Raw genomic sequence first — 17,272 nt, 5'->3', positions numbered from 1 at the left:
CGAAACCCGCTCATAGCCCGTTCACGCAGCGAACCCCACCAGCCAGCTGGCGAACGAAACCTACTCATAGCCCGTTCGCGCAGCGAACCCCACCAGCCAGCCGGCGAACGAAACCTTCTCCGGGCCCGTTCGCGCAGCGAATCCCACCACGAAACCCGCTCATAGCCCGTTCGCGCAGCGAACAAAAAGGCCCGGCGGGCCGCTAGCCGCCTCTGCCCACGCTCAGATCAGCGCCCCACCATCATATTGGCCACCAGATATTTACGCCCCCCGGCGTCCTCTTCGGTATAAACACCCTGTAACTCCGGCGAGAAGCCCGGTAGTAAATTCACCCCCTCTTCCAGCGCCAGGAAATAGCGCTGCACCGCTCCGCCCCACACTTCACCCGGCACCACGCAGAGTACGCCCGGTGGATAAGGCAGCGCGCCTTCCGCAGCAACACGGCCCCCGGCCTCGGCGATCGGCACCAGCTCCACCTCTCCGCGAATATACGCCTGATGCGCATCCTGCGGATTCACCGCCACCGGCGGCAGCTCCGCCTCGCGGAACATCATCCGTTGCAGACCCTTCACATCGTGACTGACGTAGAGATCGTGCATCTCCTGACACAGCCGACGCAGGGTATATCCGGCATAGCGTTGGGCATTCTTGCGGTAAATGGTCGGCAGCACTTCCGCCAGCGGCGCATCCTCTTTCACATGCTGTTCAAACTGCGCCAGCATCGCCACCAGATTGGCCATTTTTCCGGCGTCTCAGCAGGCGTCAGCAGAAACAGGATCGAATTAAGATCGCACTTCTCCGGCACGATGCCGTTCTCACGCAGATAATTCGCCAGGATGGTCGCTGGAATACCAAAGTCGGCATAGTCACCGCTCGCCGCATCAATGCCCGGCGTGGTCAGCAGCAGCTTGCAGGGATCAACACGATACTGATCGCGGGCATATCCGCTAAAACCGTGCCACTTCGCCTGCGGTTCAAAGCTGAAATAGCGCAGATCGCGGGCGATCGTCTCCGTCGCAGCCGCCTGCCAGGGCTGGCCTTCGACCGTTTCCGGCACAAACGGCAGGATCATGTCACACTGCTCAAAGACCGCTTTCCGAGCCTCAATCCCCAGCGTGACGCACTCATCCCACATCCGCCGTCCCGCCTCGCCCTGATGCATACGCGCGTTAATATCCAGCGCGGCGAACAGCGGATAGAACGGACTGGTTGAGGCGTGCAGCATAAAGGCATTATTCAGACGCTTATGCGGGCAAAAGCGCCGCTGCCCGCGAATGTGGTTATCTTTTTTATGGATCTGCGAAGTCTGCGAAAAGCCCGCCAGCTGCTTGTGCACCGACTGGGTGACAAAAATGCCGGGATCGTTTTCATTCAGCGTCAGGGTCAGCGGCGAACACCCTTCCATCAGCGGAATGAACTGCTCATAACCGAGCCAGGCGGAATCGAACAGGATGTAATCGCACAGGTGACCAATGCGATCCACCACCTGACGCGCGTTATAAACGGTACCGTCATAGGTGCCCAGCTGGATAATCGCCAGACGGAACGGACGTGCTTCCGTGGCGCGCTGTGGGGCCACCTTGCCGATCTGCTCGCGCAGATAGGCCTCATCAAAGCAGTGCGCATCAATGCCGCCGATAAAGCCAAAGGGATTGCGCGCCGCTTCCAGATAGACCGGCGTCGCACCCGCCTGAATCAGTGCGCCATGATGGTTTGATTTATGGTTGTTGCGGTCGAACAGCACCAGGTCTCCGCGCGTTAACAACGCGTTGGTCACCACTTTATTAGCGCTGGAGGTGCCGTTCAGCACGAAGTAGGTTTTATCGGCGTTAAAGACCTTCGCCGCATACTTCTGTGCATCTTTAGCCGAACCTTCGTGGATCAGCAGATCGCCCAGTTTAACGTCGGCGTTGCACATATCAGAACGGAACACATTCTCGCCGTAAAAATCGAAGAACTGCTTACCCGCCGGATGCTTTTTAAAGAAGGCCCCGCCCTGATGTCCCGGACAGGCGAAGGTGCTGTTTTGCATATCCACATAGCGGGTCAGCGTCTCGAAAAATGGCGGCAGCAGCGCCGCTTCATAGGCCTGAGCAGCAGCTTCCAGCGCCAGCCAGTCCTGCGGATCGCCATTCAGCTCACCGCTTACGCCTGGCAGATGCATCACCTCTTCTTCAAATGCGTTGGCGACAAATACCGGCAGGTTAAAGCCGGTATGGCGCAACAGGGCCAGCACGCCACTGCGGCTATCCGCCAGTGAGACAACGACCGCCGCGACGTCGGTAAAGTCGGTGTTATCCAGCGTGACCACGTCGCGCATCGTGTTCAGGGTCAGATTGGGTGCCACCGCGGCGCTGGCAGCAATTTTCAGTGGAGTCATAAGGCAAATCCCTAACGTCAGGGTCTGAGTGCCAGAGGCACAGCAATGGGGAGATCTCCCCGGCGAATAGTGTCAGATAGCATCATGCGGCCGCTTTCAGCCGCTGGCTGGCCTCACCGCATGGCGATCAGGAAGGTGTTCAGCGGGACGGAGCAGAATCGGGCGTAAGCCGCAAAAAACGAACGGTAACCAGAGCGAGTGCGCGGTAAACCGGACATGGCAACGTCCTCTGAAAGAGATAAGCAGGCTCAAAAAGTGGCGGTCATGATGTCATCTTTTTCTGACGTGAACAAGCCGCGCGCGCCAATTAATCAGTCAAAGCCGCCTATAAGTAACGCGTTGTTTTTAATGCATAAAATTCTATAACCCACAAATTATTCGATTAATTATCTGAATTATATGCAGATTTATGCACGCTACTCATTCCCGACCCGATCAGACTTTATTCTGTTTAACGATCGATCCGGGCGACGGCGCGCAGCTTAGCGACCCTATCCCTACCGCAATCCGTCAGTCAGGCGTAAACTTATTCCCCTCTTTCCTATTTTTGCCGGAGGTGCATGTTCAAGGCACTGGTCATTGAAAATGACGAACAGGGTTACCGTTCTCTGCTGAAAGATCTTCCCGAATCACAACTGCCCGACCACGATGTCACCCTCGACGTTAGTTACTCCTCCCTTAACTACAAAGATGCGCTGGCGATCTGCAATAAAGGGCCGATCGTGCGTCACTTCCCGATGGTGCCGGGTATCGATTTTGTTGGACGGGTCACCGCCAGCCGCCATCCCAACTGGCAGCAGGATGATGTCGCCCTGCTCACCGGCTGGGGCGTGGGCGAAAAACAGTGGGGCGGCCTGGCGCAGAAAGCCAGCGTGACCGGCGACTGGCTGGTCGAGGTGCCCGCCACGCTCAGCCCGCTGCAAACCATGGCGATAGGCACTGCGGGTCTGACCGCGATGTTGTGCGTGATGGCGCTGGAAAAACAGGGCATCACGCCGGAACGCGGTCCGGTGCTGGTTACCGGTGCCAGCGGCGGTGTGGGTAGCTTTAGCGTCAGTCTGCTGGCCCGCCTCGGCTATCAGGTGGTGGCCTCCAGCGGACGCGCCAGCGATCACGCTTATCTGCTTGATACGCTGGGCGCGGCCTCGGTGATTGATCGTAACGAACTCTCCCAACCCGGCAAGCCGTTAATGAAAGAGCGCTGGGCGGCCGCGGTGGACAGCGTCGGCAGCCATACGCTGGCGAATGTGCTGGCCGCGACCCAGCGCGATGGCGCGGTCGCCGCCTGCGGAATGGCGCAGGGACTGGATCTGCCAGCCAGCGTGGCACCGTTTATTTTGCGCGGCATTACGCTGGCTGGCGTGGATAGCGTGATGTGTCCGATCCCGCTGCGTCAGCAAGCCTGGCAACGGCTCGGAGAATTACTTGATAGCGATCTGCTTAGCCAGCTGACGCAGGTGATTCCGTTAAGCGAAGCCCGGCAAGGGGCGCAGGACCTGCTGGAGGGCAAAGTCCGCGGGCGGCTGATTGTCGACTGTCGTTAAGACCAACCGGGCTGCCGGAGAGGGCGCACGGTTGCGCCTTTATTCCCCCGGCAGCTGCAGCCGCTTTATTAATCCTTCCAGCGCGAACTGCGTGCCCTGTTCCATCACCGATTTTGGATCGCCACTGAACTGATGGCACTCGGCATAGTCCTGACCATTCGGTAATACCCAGCCGAACCAGATGGTGCCGGCGGGCGTACCATCTTCACCACCATCAGGCCCGGCATAGCCGGTGATCGCCAGCCCGACCGGCTCACCGGAACGGGCGCAGGCACCCTGGGCCATTTCCCGCGCGGTCTGTTCACTGACCGCGGTGTGCTGCTCCAGCGTAGCGGGATGAACGCCCAGCAGCCGGATCTTGGCATTCTCGCTATAGGTCACAAAGCCGCTGGTATAAAAGTTGCCACTGTTCTCTACCGCCGCCAGCGTCATGCTGATCAAGCCAGCGGTACAGGATTCGGCAGTGGCCAGATGAAGTCCGGAAGAGAGTAACATTTCACCCAGTTGTTTAGCGGTCTGGTCTAATGATTGCGCCATTATTGTCTCCTTAAAAATTCACCCAGAAACACAATTATGGCGCAAAACTGGCAAGACATAACCTCGCAACACAATGTTTCAAAAGCGAAACGGCCTAAACCCGCAATCGAATATGCGGCTTTCCGCCCTCGCCCGGCATCACCTGCAACTCGGCCTGATACCAGCGGGTCAGCGTCGCTTCCGTCATCACCGCCTGCGGCGTACCTTGCGCCACCAGCCTGCCAGCATGCAGCAGCAAAATACGATCCGCCCATAAAGCAGCCTGATTGAGATCGTGCAGTACGGCGCAGACGCACAGCGTCCCGGCGTGCGTCAGCCGCCGCAGTAATCGCAGCGTCTGCTGTTGCCAGAAGAGATCCAGCGCCGAGGTGGGCTCATCCAGAAACAGCCAGCCGCGTGGTGCACCATCCTGCCACAGCTGTGCCAGCACCCGTGCCAGCTGTACCCGTTGCTGCTCTCCTCCTGAAAGCTGACGGTAGTCGCGCTGCGCCAGTGACTGGCAGCCGGTCAGCTGCATCACTTCCGCTACAATCTCCCGGCTTTGCGCCTCCGGCCAGGGCGCACGTCCCATCGCCACCACCGATTCGGCGGATTGTGAAAAGGTCAGCAGGGTTTGCTGGCGCATCACTGCCCGGCGTCGCGCCAGCCGCTCGCGAGACCACTCCGCCATGGGCTGCTCGCCCAGTCGACATTCACCCTGGTCAGGCGGCAGGAAGCCGGTCAGCATCCGCAGCAGGGTCGATTTCCCGGCACCGTTGGGGCCAATCAGCGCCACCATCTCACCGGCCGATAGCGTGACGTCGAGACGATCAATAATGATTTTACCGTCGCGGGATAAACACAATCCCGCCGCCTGTAATTGCTCGCTCATTCGATGCCTCGCTGCTGGCGCAGGATTAACCAGAGAAACCACGGACCGCCAATCAGGCTGGTGAGCAGACCGACCGGCATCTCTGCCGGCACCACCACTGTGCGCGCCAGGGTATCAGCCAGCAGCAGCAGAATCGCGCCCGCCAGCGCCGAACCGGGCAACAGCCAGCGATGATCGCTGCCGAGACAAAAGCGCATCACGTGCGGTACCACTAAGCCGACAAAGCCGATCACGCCGCTGACCGACACCGCCGTGCCGACCAGCAGCGCGCTGAGGATCAGTAACTGATGCTGAGTGCGTTTCACATCGACGCCCATGTAGTGCGCATCTTCTTCGCCCGCCTGCAGCAGATTAAGCTGGCGAGACAGCGACTGTAACAGCAGCAGTGCCGGTAAAATCAGCAGCGCGCAGATCAGCAGCGCCGGCCACTGCGCCTGGCTGAGGCTGCCCATTCCCCACAGCGACAGCTGACGCAGTTGCTGATCGTTACTCAGCCACGACAGCACGCCGACCGCCGCACCGCACAGCGCGTTAATGGCGATCCCCACCAGCAACAGACGTGACAGATTCCCGCTCGCCAGCCGGCTGAAGCTGAAGATCAGTAGCGTCACCAGCAGGCTGCCGATAAAGGCGGCGATCATCGGCAGCCACAGCGCCAGCGACGGTGGCAGGGCCAGCGGGGCAACAATCGCCAGCGCCACTGCCAGACCGGCCCCGCTGCTGATACCGAGCAAACCCGGATCGGCCAGCGGATTGCGAAACACCCCCTGCATCACCGCGCCGGAAACTGCCAGTGCCATGCCGATCAGCACCGCCAGCAGCACGCGCGGCAGGCGAATATTGAGCCAGACCTGCCAGATCAGCTCGCTGAATGCGGCCTGCCACAGCGCGCGCAGTGACAGCGACATCGCACCGAAATTGGCTGCCAGCAACATGAATATCAGCAACATAATGGTCATCAGCGCCAGTATGCGTAGCGCATTACCGTTAATCATGCGTCAGTGATTCCGCTGCCTGACGTAACCGGACGATTGCCCGCGGCGTATCCAGGCCAAATCCCAGCAGCGCCATGGTATCGATCACCAGCAGACGATGCTGCTGGCCGGCTGGCGTCAGCGCCAGTCCGGGCAACTGCCACAGCTGCTGTTCGCCGCCCAGGGTTTTCAGACCCTCTTCGCCAATCACCACCAGATCCGGCGCGGCAGCGATTACCCCTTCCTGCGACAGCGCCTGATAGTGCGGCACGCTGCCCATCGCGTTCTCCAGTCCGGCACTGCGGATGGCGCTGTCAGCAGCGGTCTGCTTACCCGCCGCCATCGATTTCATGCCGCTATTGGCCATAATGTAGAGCACCTTCACCGGCAGTTTTTTGCTGGGGCAACTGGCCGATCTGCTGCGCCATCTGCTGTGCCAGCGCCTGCGCGTCAGCCTGATGGCCGAGCGCCTTGCCGATGGCGGTTATTTTTTGCGGAATCGCCTGCAGGCTGTTTTCGCCACTGACCGTGACGACGCGCACCCCGGCCTGCGCAATCTGTTGCAGCACCAGCGAGGGCTTAGCCAGTTCACTGGCGATCACCAGCGTCGGTTTAAGCGCCAGGATCCCTTCAGCATTCAACTGGCGCATGTAACCGACATCCGGCAGCCGGGTTGCCAGCGCCGGACGCAAACTGGTGCTGTCACGCGCCACCAGCTGCTGCTGGGCATCCAGCGCATAGATAATCTGCGTAACATCGCCGCCAATCGATATCACCCGCTCCGCCGCCAGCGACGGCAGCGCCAGCAGCAGTCCCAGCAGCGTCAGCCACCTCATGCTACGGCTCCTGCACGACGCAGCGCATCGATCTGCTCGCGCCAGCGCGACTGCTCCGGCGTCCCTTCACTGCGCTGTCCGTAAAGCTGAGCGATCTGCGTGCCGTCGGCGGCAAACAGTTCCAGACTGGTGACAAAGCCATCGCCACCTGGTTTGCGGGTGATCCAGCTTTCGCTGATCTGGTCAGCCATCAGATGCAGGGTGAATTGCGGATTAAAGACGTTGAGCCAGTTATCCATCGGCACCACTTTCTCAATCGCGCCGGTGAAAATCTGGGTACAGCCGCGATTACCGACAAATATCATGATTTCATTGCCGTCCTGCTGCGTCATCTGCAACAGCCGCGCCAGCGCGTCGTTGCGGGTCTGACAGGCAAGATCGTCACCGGCGGCACGAAACGCCTGCTGACGCGACAGGTTGTGACGCTTCAGCAGGCTGAAAAATTGATGCACATCGGTCATGGCACGCCATTCACGATCGATTGCAGCCGCATCCACCTTATCGTTCAGCGCGGCGGCGATGAACGGCTCCACCCGCAGTGGCGTCGCGCCATCCTCGCGGAAAGCCTCAATCAGCGTCTGCCACGCAGCCTTGTTGGTCCGATCTGTGGCATAGATCTTCAGCACGGCGTCACCATGACGATCGAAGATCTGTATGCTGTGCCGTTCGCCCTGTGCGGTTTGCTCCTGCAGGGCAAAGGCACACCACCACTGGGCGACAAACAGACGCAGATCCAGCGCTCGCGGGTTCAGTAAAATCCCGGCATGGTCACCGAGATGCAGGTTTTTGTACTCACCGATCTGCTCATGAACCGCATAGGCGTTGCGGGTAAGGCTTTTGGTTTCACCGACCGCCTCAAGCGCTTTCAGCAGTGCCGGAAAATCTGGCTTTAGCCGCCAGGCATCCGCCCCGATGCGGGCCTGGCACAGTGCCGCTTCGCTGATCCCGATCAGTGCCGCGAGCTCACGGGCATACTTTTTCGGCTGTTCGCCTTTCAGGGCGAGGTAGTGCTGGTAAACAGAATCCATACCTGGTTGCTCCCATTGCAGTGCCCTGCATCAGTGCAGGGCAGCGGTTATCAGAAATCGACGTTAACGCCTAACTGGAAAGTACGGCCCGGCATCACCGCCAGCGCCTGATCGTTGCGTTCCTGCCGGGTGGCGCTGGTCAGTTCACGGCTGCTGAGGTAATCCCAGTACTTACGATCGGTAATGTTATACAGTCCACCGCTCAGCCTGACCTGCGGCGTGACCCGCCAGTAAGCGGTCATATCCACCATGCCGTAACCGGGCACCCGCATATAATCGGTGCTGGAATCGGTGAGGCTGCTGCCGCTGTTGGCATAACTGTTACGGTTAGTGGCGGTGGCGCGCTTGCCTTTAACAAAGGTCGCGGTGACTGCCGCGCCATAGCCGCGTGCCTCATCATCCCAGCCCAGCCCAACGATGGCTTTCATCGGGGCCACGCTTTCCAGGTCGATATAGCGGTCGCCGAGATAGCTCGACTTTGCCGCGCCTGGGTATAGCCAAACGCCAGCCTGGCGCTCAGGCCATCCACCTGCGGGAACCAGCTGCCGACATTCACTTTGCTGCTGATTTCAGCGCCATAGATATAGGCTTTGTCGCGGTTTTCCGCCTGGTAAGTGGTGTAGATGTTGCTGGGGACATTAACGAACTTACCCGGATTTGCCGCGCGGCTGTAGCGGGTAAAGGCGATAAAGTTTTTATAGTCGTTATAAAACGCGGCGGCATTCAGGGTGACACCTTCTGTCAGCTCGCCTTTCACGCCCCATTCGTAGTTATTGCTGGTCTCGGTTTTTAAATCTGCATTACCGATCAGCGCATACTGTGCCGGACCCGCATAGCTGGAACCGAGGTTCCATGATCCATACAGCTGGGTGTCGTTGGGGAACTGCGCGCCACGGGTATATTGCAGATAGGTCATCAGGCTGGGCGTGAGATCGTACTGGAAGGCGATCGACGGTAACAGCTGGGTATCGCTGTTGGCCGAACCGTACAGTGCGGAGACTTCACTGGCATCCAGCACGCTGCTGCTGGTGGTCAGCGTCCCGACATCACGCGGTTTGGTGTTCTGGTACGCCACCCGAACGCCAGGAATCACTGCCACGTTATGTCCGTCAGCATCAAAATTGATTTTATCCTGCAGATACCCGCCAAGGGTGTAGCTGCGGCTGTTGGCCTGTGGCTGCATGATGACACTGGTGGCGGTAGGTGCCGGCGTCTGACGGAAAGGCCGTTCGGTCACTACCCTACGTGCATTCAGTCCGCCGCTCAGCTCATGTCGCCCGATACGTCTGGTCGCCTGTGCATCAAAACCGTAGCTGTCGCTGTTGTAATCGGAATAGACATTTTGCCAGGCGGTTGCGCTCGACGGCATCAACGTATTGTCATGCGCTTCGGTCTGTTGCCAGTAAATCCGGGTCATCAGGCTGTCGATAATCGCGTTGTACGGCGTGTATTCGTCCGCGAGGCTGATGCCCCAGCGGCGGGTATCGCTCTGCTGCTGTGCGCTGCCCCAGACGGTGTTACCGGCGGTATCCCAGCTGTCGTAACGACTGTGATTGGTTTTGTGGTAGTAGTCGGCGGTGGCGCTGAACCGATGCAAATCGTTGGGCTGCCAGATCCCGGAGGTCATAAAGGCATCGGAGTGCCAGTTAGCGGGATAGGCATCCAGCGTACTGCTGTTATTACGGGTTTCCTGACCGTCGCGGCGGCTGTAAACAAAGATGCCGCGCAGTTCATCGTCACCGGCGGCGGCAGTGATGCCGTTATGCCAGCTGCGATTGGATGAGTCATAGTCGCTCTGATAGCTGAACGCGGTCGCTTTACCGGGATGCAGGTAATCGTCAGGGGACTTATTACGAAAGGAGACATTGCCGCCGAGCGAGGTGTTCGGTTGATCAACCGCCGTCGCGCCCTTTTCAATGTCGATGCGGCCAAACAGATAAGGGTCGATGTAGTCACGGCCAATGCCAAAACTGTCCAGCCCGGCTCGCCCCACATAGCTGCGGCCAGTTGCCTGCGGCAGCGGGATACCATCAACATCCAGCCCGACGCGGTTACTTTCCAGCCCGCGAATGTTGTAGCCGGTATAGCCAGCCCGATCAAAACCGCTCTTGCCTGCGGACGATCCGCCCTGACTGCCGGTGGCGCTAATCAGCGGTTCATAACGCATAACAGAGCCAAAATCGGTGGCACCACGCTGTTGCAGATCCGCTGCCGACAGGCTGGTTTTGCTGCCAGCCTGTTGTTTCAGCGCAGGTGCGGTGACCGTCATCACCGCATCGGGCTGACTTTCGGTTTTGTCGGAAAGCGCTAGCGGAACAGATTCACTGCCCGCGGCATAACTGCAGGTGGTATGGATGGCAGAGGCGAGTAACGCCCGTTTAAACAGACGCTGTTGCGTCAATCCCTGAAAAAGTGGTGACATGGGCGCGAATTACCTGGTTAATTGTTAGTATTCGCTCACTTACTTGCTGGCACTCTCAAACCGGCTTCGCACAAAAGCCGCAAAATAACAGGCGTTGTTTCTGAATAGGAATTATCGCCGGGAATTTAATGCAATTACGAATAGTTATCAATCTTATTTACATTAAGGTGCATCTTGCGCAGCACAATTTGTTAACTACAATTAACCGGTAATTTATCAACACGTTAAAGGAAAAGAGTTATGGCGCAAAAACCTGTGGTCGTTATCCACTACTGTATGCAATGCAACTGGCTGATGCGATCGGCGTGGATGGCACAGGAACTTCTGCACACCTTTGCTGAGGATCTGGCGGAAGTGACACTCAGGCCGGGTACCGGTGGCATTTTTGAGATTACGCTCGATGAGCATCTGCTGTGGGAGCGTAAACGGGATGGGGGTTTTCCAGACGCCACGACCTTAAAACAACGAGTGCGCGACATCTGTTTCCCGGATCGGACGCTGGGTCACATTGATAAGCACAAGCCCGAAGTGAGCTGAGTCGCCGGCGGGCGCTGCGGCTGCAGGGGATAGGTCAGCTGTGGGTGATTTTTTCTGCCGCGTCGTGCAGCGCCACAATCAGCGTCTGCAATGCGGCTTCAGAGATATCCTGCTGTGCCAGACGGGTATTAAGCGCCATTTTCAGTTCATGGATCGCCTGCTCTACCGCCGGAATGCTGCGGTTATTGACCAGAATCGCCAGCGACGATAAACGGGCGATCAGGCTGGCAACCTGATCGCCACTGGACGCCAGTAGCGCCTCACCCGCCGCGGTCAGCCGGTACGCTTTGCGTGTCGCCTGGGCGTCCACCACCTGAATCGCCTCCATCTCTTCCAGCAGCGTCAGATTGGGATAGATAATGCCCGGACTGGGCGAATACTCCCCTTTCGATAACTCCTCCACCGACTTGATCAGTTCATAGCCGTGCGCGGCATTCTGCGCCAGGAAATGGAGCATCAGCAGACGAATATCACTCGCCTCCAGCATTTTTTCCCGCCGCTTACGACGGCTGCCACAGCCGCCAGCGCGCGTGGGATGATCATCAGATGAAGCTGCTGAATGGTCTTTCATAACCTGCTCAGGGAGAAGAAATGGAGGTTGATGGTAGACCGCCGCCTGGCAAAATTCAACACGGGCGGCGGCCGGGTTTACTTCTGGTGCCAGTACGCCACGGCGCGGACGTAGTCACTGTTCACGCCGCGCTGGGTGGTGAAATAATCGCTCAGCGCCTTAACAAACTCGCCTTCGCCGGTCAGCCAGATAAAGTAATCTTCCGACGGTATCGCCAGTTGATCCAGCTTTGCGATCAGCTGGCTGAGCTGCGCCGTTTGCATCTGACCGCTGCCGAGCCAGTTGAGAGTTACGCCAGCCGTATCGGTTAAGTAATCCCGCCCGGTAGCCTCATCAGCATAGGCGAACAGATGCAACTGTTGTGCGCAGGCATCCTGTTTACGGCGCGCAAAAGCAGGCAGACCGGTTTCGTCACAGACATAGAGCTGGAAAGCGTAATCGGTCGGTACGATCAGTGAGCCGCGGGGGCCGCCGATGATCAGGCTGTCGCCGATTTGCGCCTGTGTCGCCCAGTCGCTGGCAACGCCGCTTTGATGAATATAGAAATCGAGCGTCAGCGACGAGACGCCATCAAAGGCCAGCGGCGTGTAATCACGGGCCGCCGGGCGTAAGCCGTCCGGCCAGACAATGCCGTCCCCGGTGATCTGCGGCAATGCCGGCATCTCACCCGCGCTGGCGGGAAAGAAGACTTTAATGTGATCGTCAAAGCCCGGTGAAGTGAAGCCCGCCAGATCGCTGCCGCTGAAGACGATGCGCCAGAAGTTACCGGCAATGTTAGTTTTGCTTGCCACCTGAATATGACGAAAGCGCAGTTCATTACGGACGCGCTGAGGAAGGCGATCAGAGTTAGGATTTGGCACAACATCTCTCCTGAAACGGGTTAAATGCCCGTCAATCGAGGGCATCAGCATAATCATGGAATCAAAATCATTCTCATCTGAGTGGCTCAGGTTAGCTATGATATATCTTGAACACAATGACGAAAAATGCGATCGATTCGGATTAAGATATATTTTAAGCTGCGGAGTGCGCATTTCTGCGAGGCCAGGCGGTGATCGGTGAAGTGAAAACGGGAGTCAGCCGCTTGCTGACTGGCGACAACAATCGCTGAATATAATGCACAGGCCAGGGAGGAGAGGATAAGACGCAGAAGTGATATCCAGCCGGTCGGCAAACAGCCGATCAGCCGATTTTTATCGCTGACGCAGGGTGTAACAGGAAACGCATTCGGCCGGTGATGTCGGTCGCGCCGCTGAACAGAGGGACGCCCGATTACCGGCAGAACGTTTTACAGCGTATCGTTAAAGCCGGAGGCGGCAGGATTATTCTGGGTATGCTGGGGCAGCTGACCGTCGCCCAGAATTTCGTGCTGAGAGATCTGTGAATGCGGGTGCAGACCAGCCGGTGGCGAGAACGGTTCTGCCAGTTGGGCTGCAGCCAGCATAGGCAATGCCGAAAGCATTGAGATAAGTAACAACATTGAGCGTCGCATAATTTTCTTCGTTAATCGTTTTTAGCCAGAGATGACCGGAAATGCAGATGAATGTTTCAGCCCCGCCAGGAAAGTACGTTGAATAGTGCACCACGGGGTTTCGGTGAAGGATTTTACGCCAGACGGGTAACTTATTTTATAAAATCGTGCGGTTTGTCACGGTTTACCGCACGGAATATGCATTTTTCAGGCTCAGCCAGCCGAATCGCGGCTGCAACGGCGAGATAAGTATCAGGCTGGCGTCACCGGAATCGAAAAAACTCCGCTCAGCCAGTCAGGTTTGCAGCGTGCAAAATCCAGCCGCAGCAGATCTTTTCCCTGACGGCGCGCCACGCCCAGCGTTGGCAGGTGCAGATAGTAGATGTCAGCAATAAACCGCGTCAGCTGCTCAGGCGCGCCGCTCCAGTTAATCCGCGCATAAAGTCCACGCGTTTCACTCCAGCTTTCGATGTTTCCGTCCAGCAACACGGCGTGCTGCGGCTCCAGCGCCTGGAACAGACTGATATTCTGCTGGTCAGCCGAAGAGTGGCCCGGGCCATACTCAAATCCGAGCCAGCCATGCCGGACGTGGCTATCGGCCAGCGCAACCAGCCGTCGCGCCTGCTCAGCTACCCGATGTTCATGATCGGCGATGTATTCGCCGAACTGACACTCCCACTCCATCGTCTCACCGCAGAGAGGCAGGTCTTCATCCTGTTCAACCAGCACCGCACGTTCAATCGGCGACCGCACCGGAATCCGACCGTGGAAATGTTTTACCGGTAGATGCGGGATACGACGAAACGCGCCAGGCGTCAGGGAGAAATGGCTTTTAAAAACCCGGGTAAAATTCTGCTGGTTGTCAAAACCAAAGCGCACGGCGATATCGATCAGCGGCATGCGCGTCAGCCGCAACGCCATTGCCGCCACCGTGAGCCGTCGTTTACGGGTGTAAGCCGCCAGCGTCTGGCCGGTCATCTCTTTGAACATGCGCTGCATGTGCCATTTGGAGTAACCCGATTTTAGCGTGATCAGATCAATACTTAGATCGTCGGTCAGATTGGCTTCGATCCACTCTACCAGAGCATTTATATGCTGTTTTTTAAGGGCCTGACTGAGCATGATGGCGATGTACGACGCGGATTAAAGGGTGATATTTGTCACAAAAGAATAACAAAAAACCGCAACGGCGGTAAGGAAATGCCGGCTGTAAAGGGCTGCCCGGCGACGATTTCGCATTAATTGCTTAGGTGACTAATTAAAAAGGGCTGACCGAAGTCAGCCCTGCTCTTTACGCAGCGGGTAATGCGGCCATTAATGGCTGCGCATACCGGCTGCTGTCATCATCATGCGGAATAATGAGGCGACAACGCCCAGTGCCAGCACGCTTGCGGCGTAGATAACCACCAGCCACATCACGCGCTTCCACCACGGGGCTTTCGTCTCATTGTGGTTTTTCATGCTGCTGACCTCGGTTTTCATATCAATGATATCCTGCGTCTGCTTTGATTTTTCCACGGAACACGTAGTAGCTCCAGAAGGTATAGCCCAGGATCATCGGAATGATCAGCAGGCTCCCTACCAGCATAAAGGCCTGGCTCTGCGGTGGTGATGCGGCGGCCCAGATGGTGACTGACGGCGGAATAATGTTGGGCCAGATACTGATACCCAGGCCAGAGAAGCCGAGGAAGATCAGCGCCAGCGTCAGCAGGAACGGCGAGTAGTGCGCCTGACGTTTGATCGCACGCACGATGCCCCACGAACAGAGCAACACCAGCACCGGAACCGGCAGGAACCAGAACAGGTTAGGCTTGCTGAACCAGCGCTGGGCAATATCGTCGTGGGCAAACGGCGTCCACAGGCTGATGATACCGACAATCACCAGCAGCGCGATCACCAGCGGCGTGGCCAGCGCTGACATTTTGCGATGCAGCTCATCTTCAGTTTTCATGATCAGCCAGGTACAGCCCAGTAGCGCATAGGCCACCACCAGCCCCACGCCGCAGAACAGCGGGAACGGTGCCAGCCAGTCCATTGCGGAACCGGCGAAACGGCGGCCCTCAACCGGAATACCGTCCAGCATTGCGCCAACCGCGACACCCTGACTGAAGGTCGCCAGAATAGAACCGGCGATGAACGACTTGTCCCAGAACGCCCGGTGCCCTTCTACCGCTTTAAAGCGGAACTCAAACGCCACGCCACGGAAAATCAGGCCAATCAGCATCGCCGTCAGCGGAATCGACAGCGCATCCGCAATCACCGAGTAGGCCAGCGGGAACGCGCCATACAGCCCCGCCCCGCCCAGTACCAGCCAGGTTTCATTACCATCCCAGACCGGCGCGACGGTGTTGACCATCATGTCACGCTCGCCCACATCCTTATTGAACGGGAACAGCAGGCCGATACCGAGATCGAAACCATCCATAACGATATACATCAGGGTGGCGAAGACGATAATCGCGAACCAGATAATTGAGAAATCGATCATCTTAGTGGTCTCCATCCTTAAATGTGGCCGCAGAAAGTGGACGCGCCGGGGTTTTCTTCTGACCCGGACCACCCTGTTCAGTGATGTGTCCTTCGCCGGTTTCAGGTCCCTGCTTGATCAGTCGCATCATATAGTGATAACCCACGCCGAACACCGAACTGTAGACCAGGATGAAGGCCAGCAGGCTGATACTCATATGGAGATCGCCGTGCGCCGACACCGCATCGATGGTGCGCTGTACGCCATACACCACCCAGGGCTGACGGCCGATTTCCGTGGTGAACCACCCTGCCAGAATTGCAATCAGACCAGACGGCCCCATCAGCAGCGCAAACCACAGGAAAGGACGTGACTCATACAGACGCCCTTTGAAACGCAGCCACAGACTGACCACGCCCAGGGTAATCATCAGCAGTCCCATCGCCACCATCACGCGGAACGACCAGAAGATGATTGTTGAGTTTGGCCGGTCCTCTTTCGGGAATGACTTCAGCGCCGGCACCTGCTTATCCAGACTGTGGGTCAGGATCAGGCTGCCGAGATAAGGCACTTCCAGCGCATATTTGGTGCGCTCCTGCTCCATATCAGGAATACCAAACAGAATCAGCGGTGTGGCTTCGCCTGGCGGGTTTTCCCAGTGTCCTTCAATCGCCGCTATTTTGGCGGGCTGATGCTCCAGGGTGTTGAGACCATGCGCATCGCCGATCATCGCCTGAATCGGTGCGACAATCAGCGCCATCCACAGCGCCATCGAAAACATCTTGCGAATCGCAGGATTATTTTTGCCTTTCAGCAGATGCCAGGCCGCTGATGACCCGACAAAGAAGGCGCTGGCGAGGAAGGCGGCCACCGACATATGGAACAGGCGGTACGGGAACGACGGGTTAAAGACGATTTTGAACCAGTCCTGCGGCACCACGATACCGTTCTCAATAATGTAGCCCTGCGGCGTATGCATCCAGCTGTTTGACGCGAGGATCCAGAAGGTAGAGATCAGGGTTCCCAACGCGACCATACAGGTGGCAAAGAAGTGCAGACCGGGCCCGACGCGATTCCAGCCAAACAGCATCACACCGAGGAAGCCCGCTTCGAGGAAGAAAGCGGTCAGGACTTCATAGGTCAGTAGCGGTCCGGTGATACTGCCGGCAAACTCCGAGAAGCCGCTCCAGTTAGTCCCGAACTGATAGGCCATCACCAGTCCCGACACCACGCCCATGCCGAAGTTGACGGCAAAGATTTTCGACCAGAATGGTAAAGATCACGATAGGTATGATCACGGGTTTTCAGCCACATCCCCTCGAGCACGGCCAGGAAGCTGGCGAGGCCGATGGTGATGGCGGGAAAGATAATATGGAAGGAAACAGTAAATGCGAACTGAATCCTCGCCAGATGAAAGGCATCTAATCCGAACATTGCTTACCTCTTTGCCACATAGAACACCACATATTTACTTATAATTAACAACTTAAGCCTGAAGCACTCATTTCGTTGCCGTTGAATTAATTCCCGCCGCGAATTTAAAACTATTCGCAGCGAGGAAACAGAAACAATCGGGTTAATGAAAACTATAACAGTCTTTGTTGATTCTGATCATTGTTTTTCATGGGAATGGC

The 17,272-nt window shown here is 57.5% G+C and carries 12 protein-coding genes and 4 pseudogenes; 2 read left to right on the top strand and 14 right to left on the bottom strand.

The features are described 5' to 3' along the window. Positions 1-227: 227 nt before the first annotated feature. A pseudogene (locus HA41_RS18115) lies at positions 228-2,380 on the bottom strand (ornithine decarboxylase). A gap of 560 nt (positions 2,381-2,940) precedes the next feature. Between HA41_RS18115 and acuI the strand changes: the two are divergent. Beyond that, on the top strand, positions 2,941-3,924 hold the full coding sequence (gene acuI / locus HA41_RS18110) for an acrylyl-CoA reductase (NADPH) (protein WP_094121929.1): 984 nt from the start codon (positions 2,941-2,943) through the stop codon (positions 3,922-3,924). A gap of 39 nt (positions 3,925-3,963) precedes the next feature. On the opposite strand, the gene HA41_RS18105 is transcribed toward acuI, so the two are convergent. The 6 genes and pseudogenes from HA41_RS18105 to HA41_RS18080 form a co-directional block, all read right to left on the bottom strand. Further along, positions 3,964-4,461: a CinA family protein gene (locus HA41_RS18105; protein WP_094121928.1), complete on the bottom strand. Its 498-nt coding sequence runs from the start codon at positions 4,459-4,461 to the stop codon at positions 3,964-3,966. A gap of 94 nt (positions 4,462-4,555) precedes the next feature. Then, positions 4,556-5,332, bottom strand: a complete 777-nt coding sequence (locus HA41_RS18100; protein WP_094121927.1) for a heme ABC transporter ATP-binding protein — start codon at positions 5,330-5,332, stop codon at positions 4,556-4,558. Beyond that, positions 5,329-6,327: a FecCD family ABC transporter permease gene (locus tag HA41_RS18095; protein ID WP_094121926.1), complete on the bottom strand. Its 999-nt coding sequence runs from the start codon at positions 6,325-6,327 to the stop codon at positions 5,329-5,331. Before HA41_RS18095 ends, HA41_RS18100 begins: the two co-directional genes overlap by 4 nt. Continuing rightward, positions 6,320-7,142: pseudogene (locus HA41_RS18090) on the bottom strand (heme/hemin ABC transporter substrate-binding protein). The gene HA41_RS18095 and the pseudogene HA41_RS18090 overlap by 8 nt, the downstream one beginning before the upstream one ends. Then, positions 7,139-8,170 carry a hemin-degrading factor gene (locus tag HA41_RS18085; RefSeq protein ID WP_094121925.1) on the bottom strand — a complete coding sequence of 344 codons (1,032 nt, stop codon included), beginning with the start codon at positions 8,168-8,170 and terminating at the stop codon, positions 7,139-7,141. The pseudogene HA41_RS18090 and the gene HA41_RS18085 overlap by 4 nt, the downstream one beginning before the upstream one ends. Positions 8,171-8,220: 50 nt before the next feature. Next, positions 8,221-10,592: pseudogene (locus tag HA41_RS18080) on the bottom strand (TonB-dependent receptor domain-containing protein). 240 nt (positions 10,593-10,832) lie between these two features. Here HA41_RS18080 and HA41_RS18075 point away from each other — a divergent pair. Continuing rightward, positions 10,833-11,129, top strand: a complete 297-nt coding sequence (locus HA41_RS18075; protein WP_094121924.1) for an Rdx family protein — start codon at positions 10,833-10,835, stop codon at positions 11,127-11,129. Between the two features lie 34 nt (positions 11,130-11,163). Here HA41_RS18075 and HA41_RS18070 read toward each other — a convergent pair whose 3' ends face one another. From HA41_RS18070 to HA41_RS18040, 7 genes and pseudogenes are all read right to left on the bottom strand, one after another. After that, complete coding sequence (locus HA41_RS18070) at positions 11,164-11,700, bottom strand: PadR family transcriptional regulator (protein ID WP_094121923.1); 537 nt, start codon at positions 11,698-11,700, stop codon at positions 11,164-11,166. Positions 11,701-11,777: 77 nt separating this feature from the next. Further along, a complete protein-coding gene (locus tag HA41_RS18065; protein WP_094121930.1) occupies positions 11,778-12,605 on the bottom strand; it encodes a siderophore-interacting protein in 828 nt (275 codons plus the stop codon). A 383-nt stretch (positions 12,606-12,988) separates the two neighbouring features. Beyond that, a complete protein-coding gene (locus HA41_RS18060) occupies positions 12,989-13,144 on the bottom strand; it encodes a hypothetical protein (RefSeq protein ID WP_233987147.1) in 156 nt (51 codons plus the stop codon). Between the two features lie 279 nt (positions 13,145-13,423). After that, positions 13,424-14,293 carry a helix-turn-helix domain-containing protein gene (locus HA41_RS18055; RefSeq protein ID WP_094121921.1) on the bottom strand — a complete coding sequence of 290 codons (870 nt, stop codon included), beginning with the start codon at positions 14,291-14,293 and terminating at the stop codon, positions 13,424-13,426. 192 nt (positions 14,294-14,485) lie between these two features. Continuing rightward, positions 14,486-14,653, bottom strand: a complete 168-nt coding sequence (locus tag HA41_RS18050) for a DUF2474 domain-containing protein (RefSeq protein ID WP_094121920.1) — start codon at positions 14,651-14,653, stop codon at positions 14,486-14,488. A gap of 1 nt (position 14,654) precedes the next feature. After that, positions 14,655-15,659, bottom strand: coding sequence for a cytochrome d ubiquinol oxidase subunit II (cydB, locus tag HA41_RS18045; RefSeq protein WP_094121919.1), 1,005 nt, complete (start codon positions 15,657-15,659; stop codon positions 14,655-14,657). Between the two features lies 1 nt (position 15,660). Then, positions 15,661-17,072: pseudogene (locus HA41_RS18040) on the bottom strand (cytochrome ubiquinol oxidase subunit I). Positions 17,073-17,272: the final 200 nt, after the last annotated feature.

Source organism: Pantoea conspicua, assembly GCF_002095315.1.
Lineage (GTDB): Bacteria > Pseudomonadota > Gammaproteobacteria > Enterobacterales > Enterobacteriaceae > Pantoea > Pantoea conspicua.
The sequence above is the reverse complement of the archived record's forward strand: the minus strand, read 5'-3'. Positions and strand labels throughout refer to the sequence as shown.

Bases quoted from the DNA above. Each gene is read 5' to 3' on its own strand.
- HA41_RS18060 (WP_233987147.1), bottom strand. From the start codon at position 13,144: ATGCTGGCTGCAGCCCAACTGGCAGAACCGTTCTCGCCACCGGCTGGT.
- HA41_RS18055 (WP_094121921.1), bottom strand. From the start codon at position 14,293: ATGCTCAGTCAGGCCCTTAAAAAACAGCATATAAATGCTCTGGTAGAG.
- HA41_RS18070 (WP_094121923.1), bottom strand. From the start codon at position 11,700: ATGAAAGACCATTCAGCAGCTTCATCTGATGATCATCCCACGCGCGCT.
- HA41_RS18085 (WP_094121925.1), bottom strand. From the start codon at position 8,170: ATGGATTCTGTTTACCAGCACTACCTCGCCCTGAAAGGCGAACAGCCG.
- HA41_RS18095 (WP_094121926.1), bottom strand. From the start codon at position 6,327: ATGATTAACGGTAATGCGCTACGCATACTGGCGCTGATGACCATTATG.
- HA41_RS18100 (WP_094121927.1), bottom strand. From the start codon at position 5,332: ATGAGCGAGCAATTACAGGCGGCGGGATTGTGTTTATCCCGCGACGGT.
- cydB (WP_094121919.1), bottom strand. From the start codon at position 15,659: ATGATCGATTTCTCAATTATCTGGTTCGCGATTATCGTCTTCGCCACC.
- acuI (WP_094121929.1), top strand. From the start codon at position 2,941: ATGTTCAAGGCACTGGTCATTGAAAATGACGAACAGGGTTACCGTTCT.
- HA41_RS18105 (WP_094121928.1), bottom strand. From the start codon at position 4,461: ATGGCGCAATCATTAGACCAGACCGCTAAACAACTGGGTGAAATGTTA.
- HA41_RS18050 (WP_094121920.1), bottom strand. From the start codon at position 14,653: ATGAAAACCGAGGTCAGCAGCATGAAAAACCACAATGAGACGAAAGCC.
- HA41_RS18075 (WP_094121924.1), top strand. From the start codon at position 10,833: ATGGCGCAAAAACCTGTGGTCGTTATCCACTACTGTATGCAATGCAAC.
- HA41_RS18065 (WP_094121930.1), bottom strand. From the start codon at position 12,605: ATGCCCTCGATTGACGGGCATTTAACCCGTTTCAGGAGAGATGTTGTG.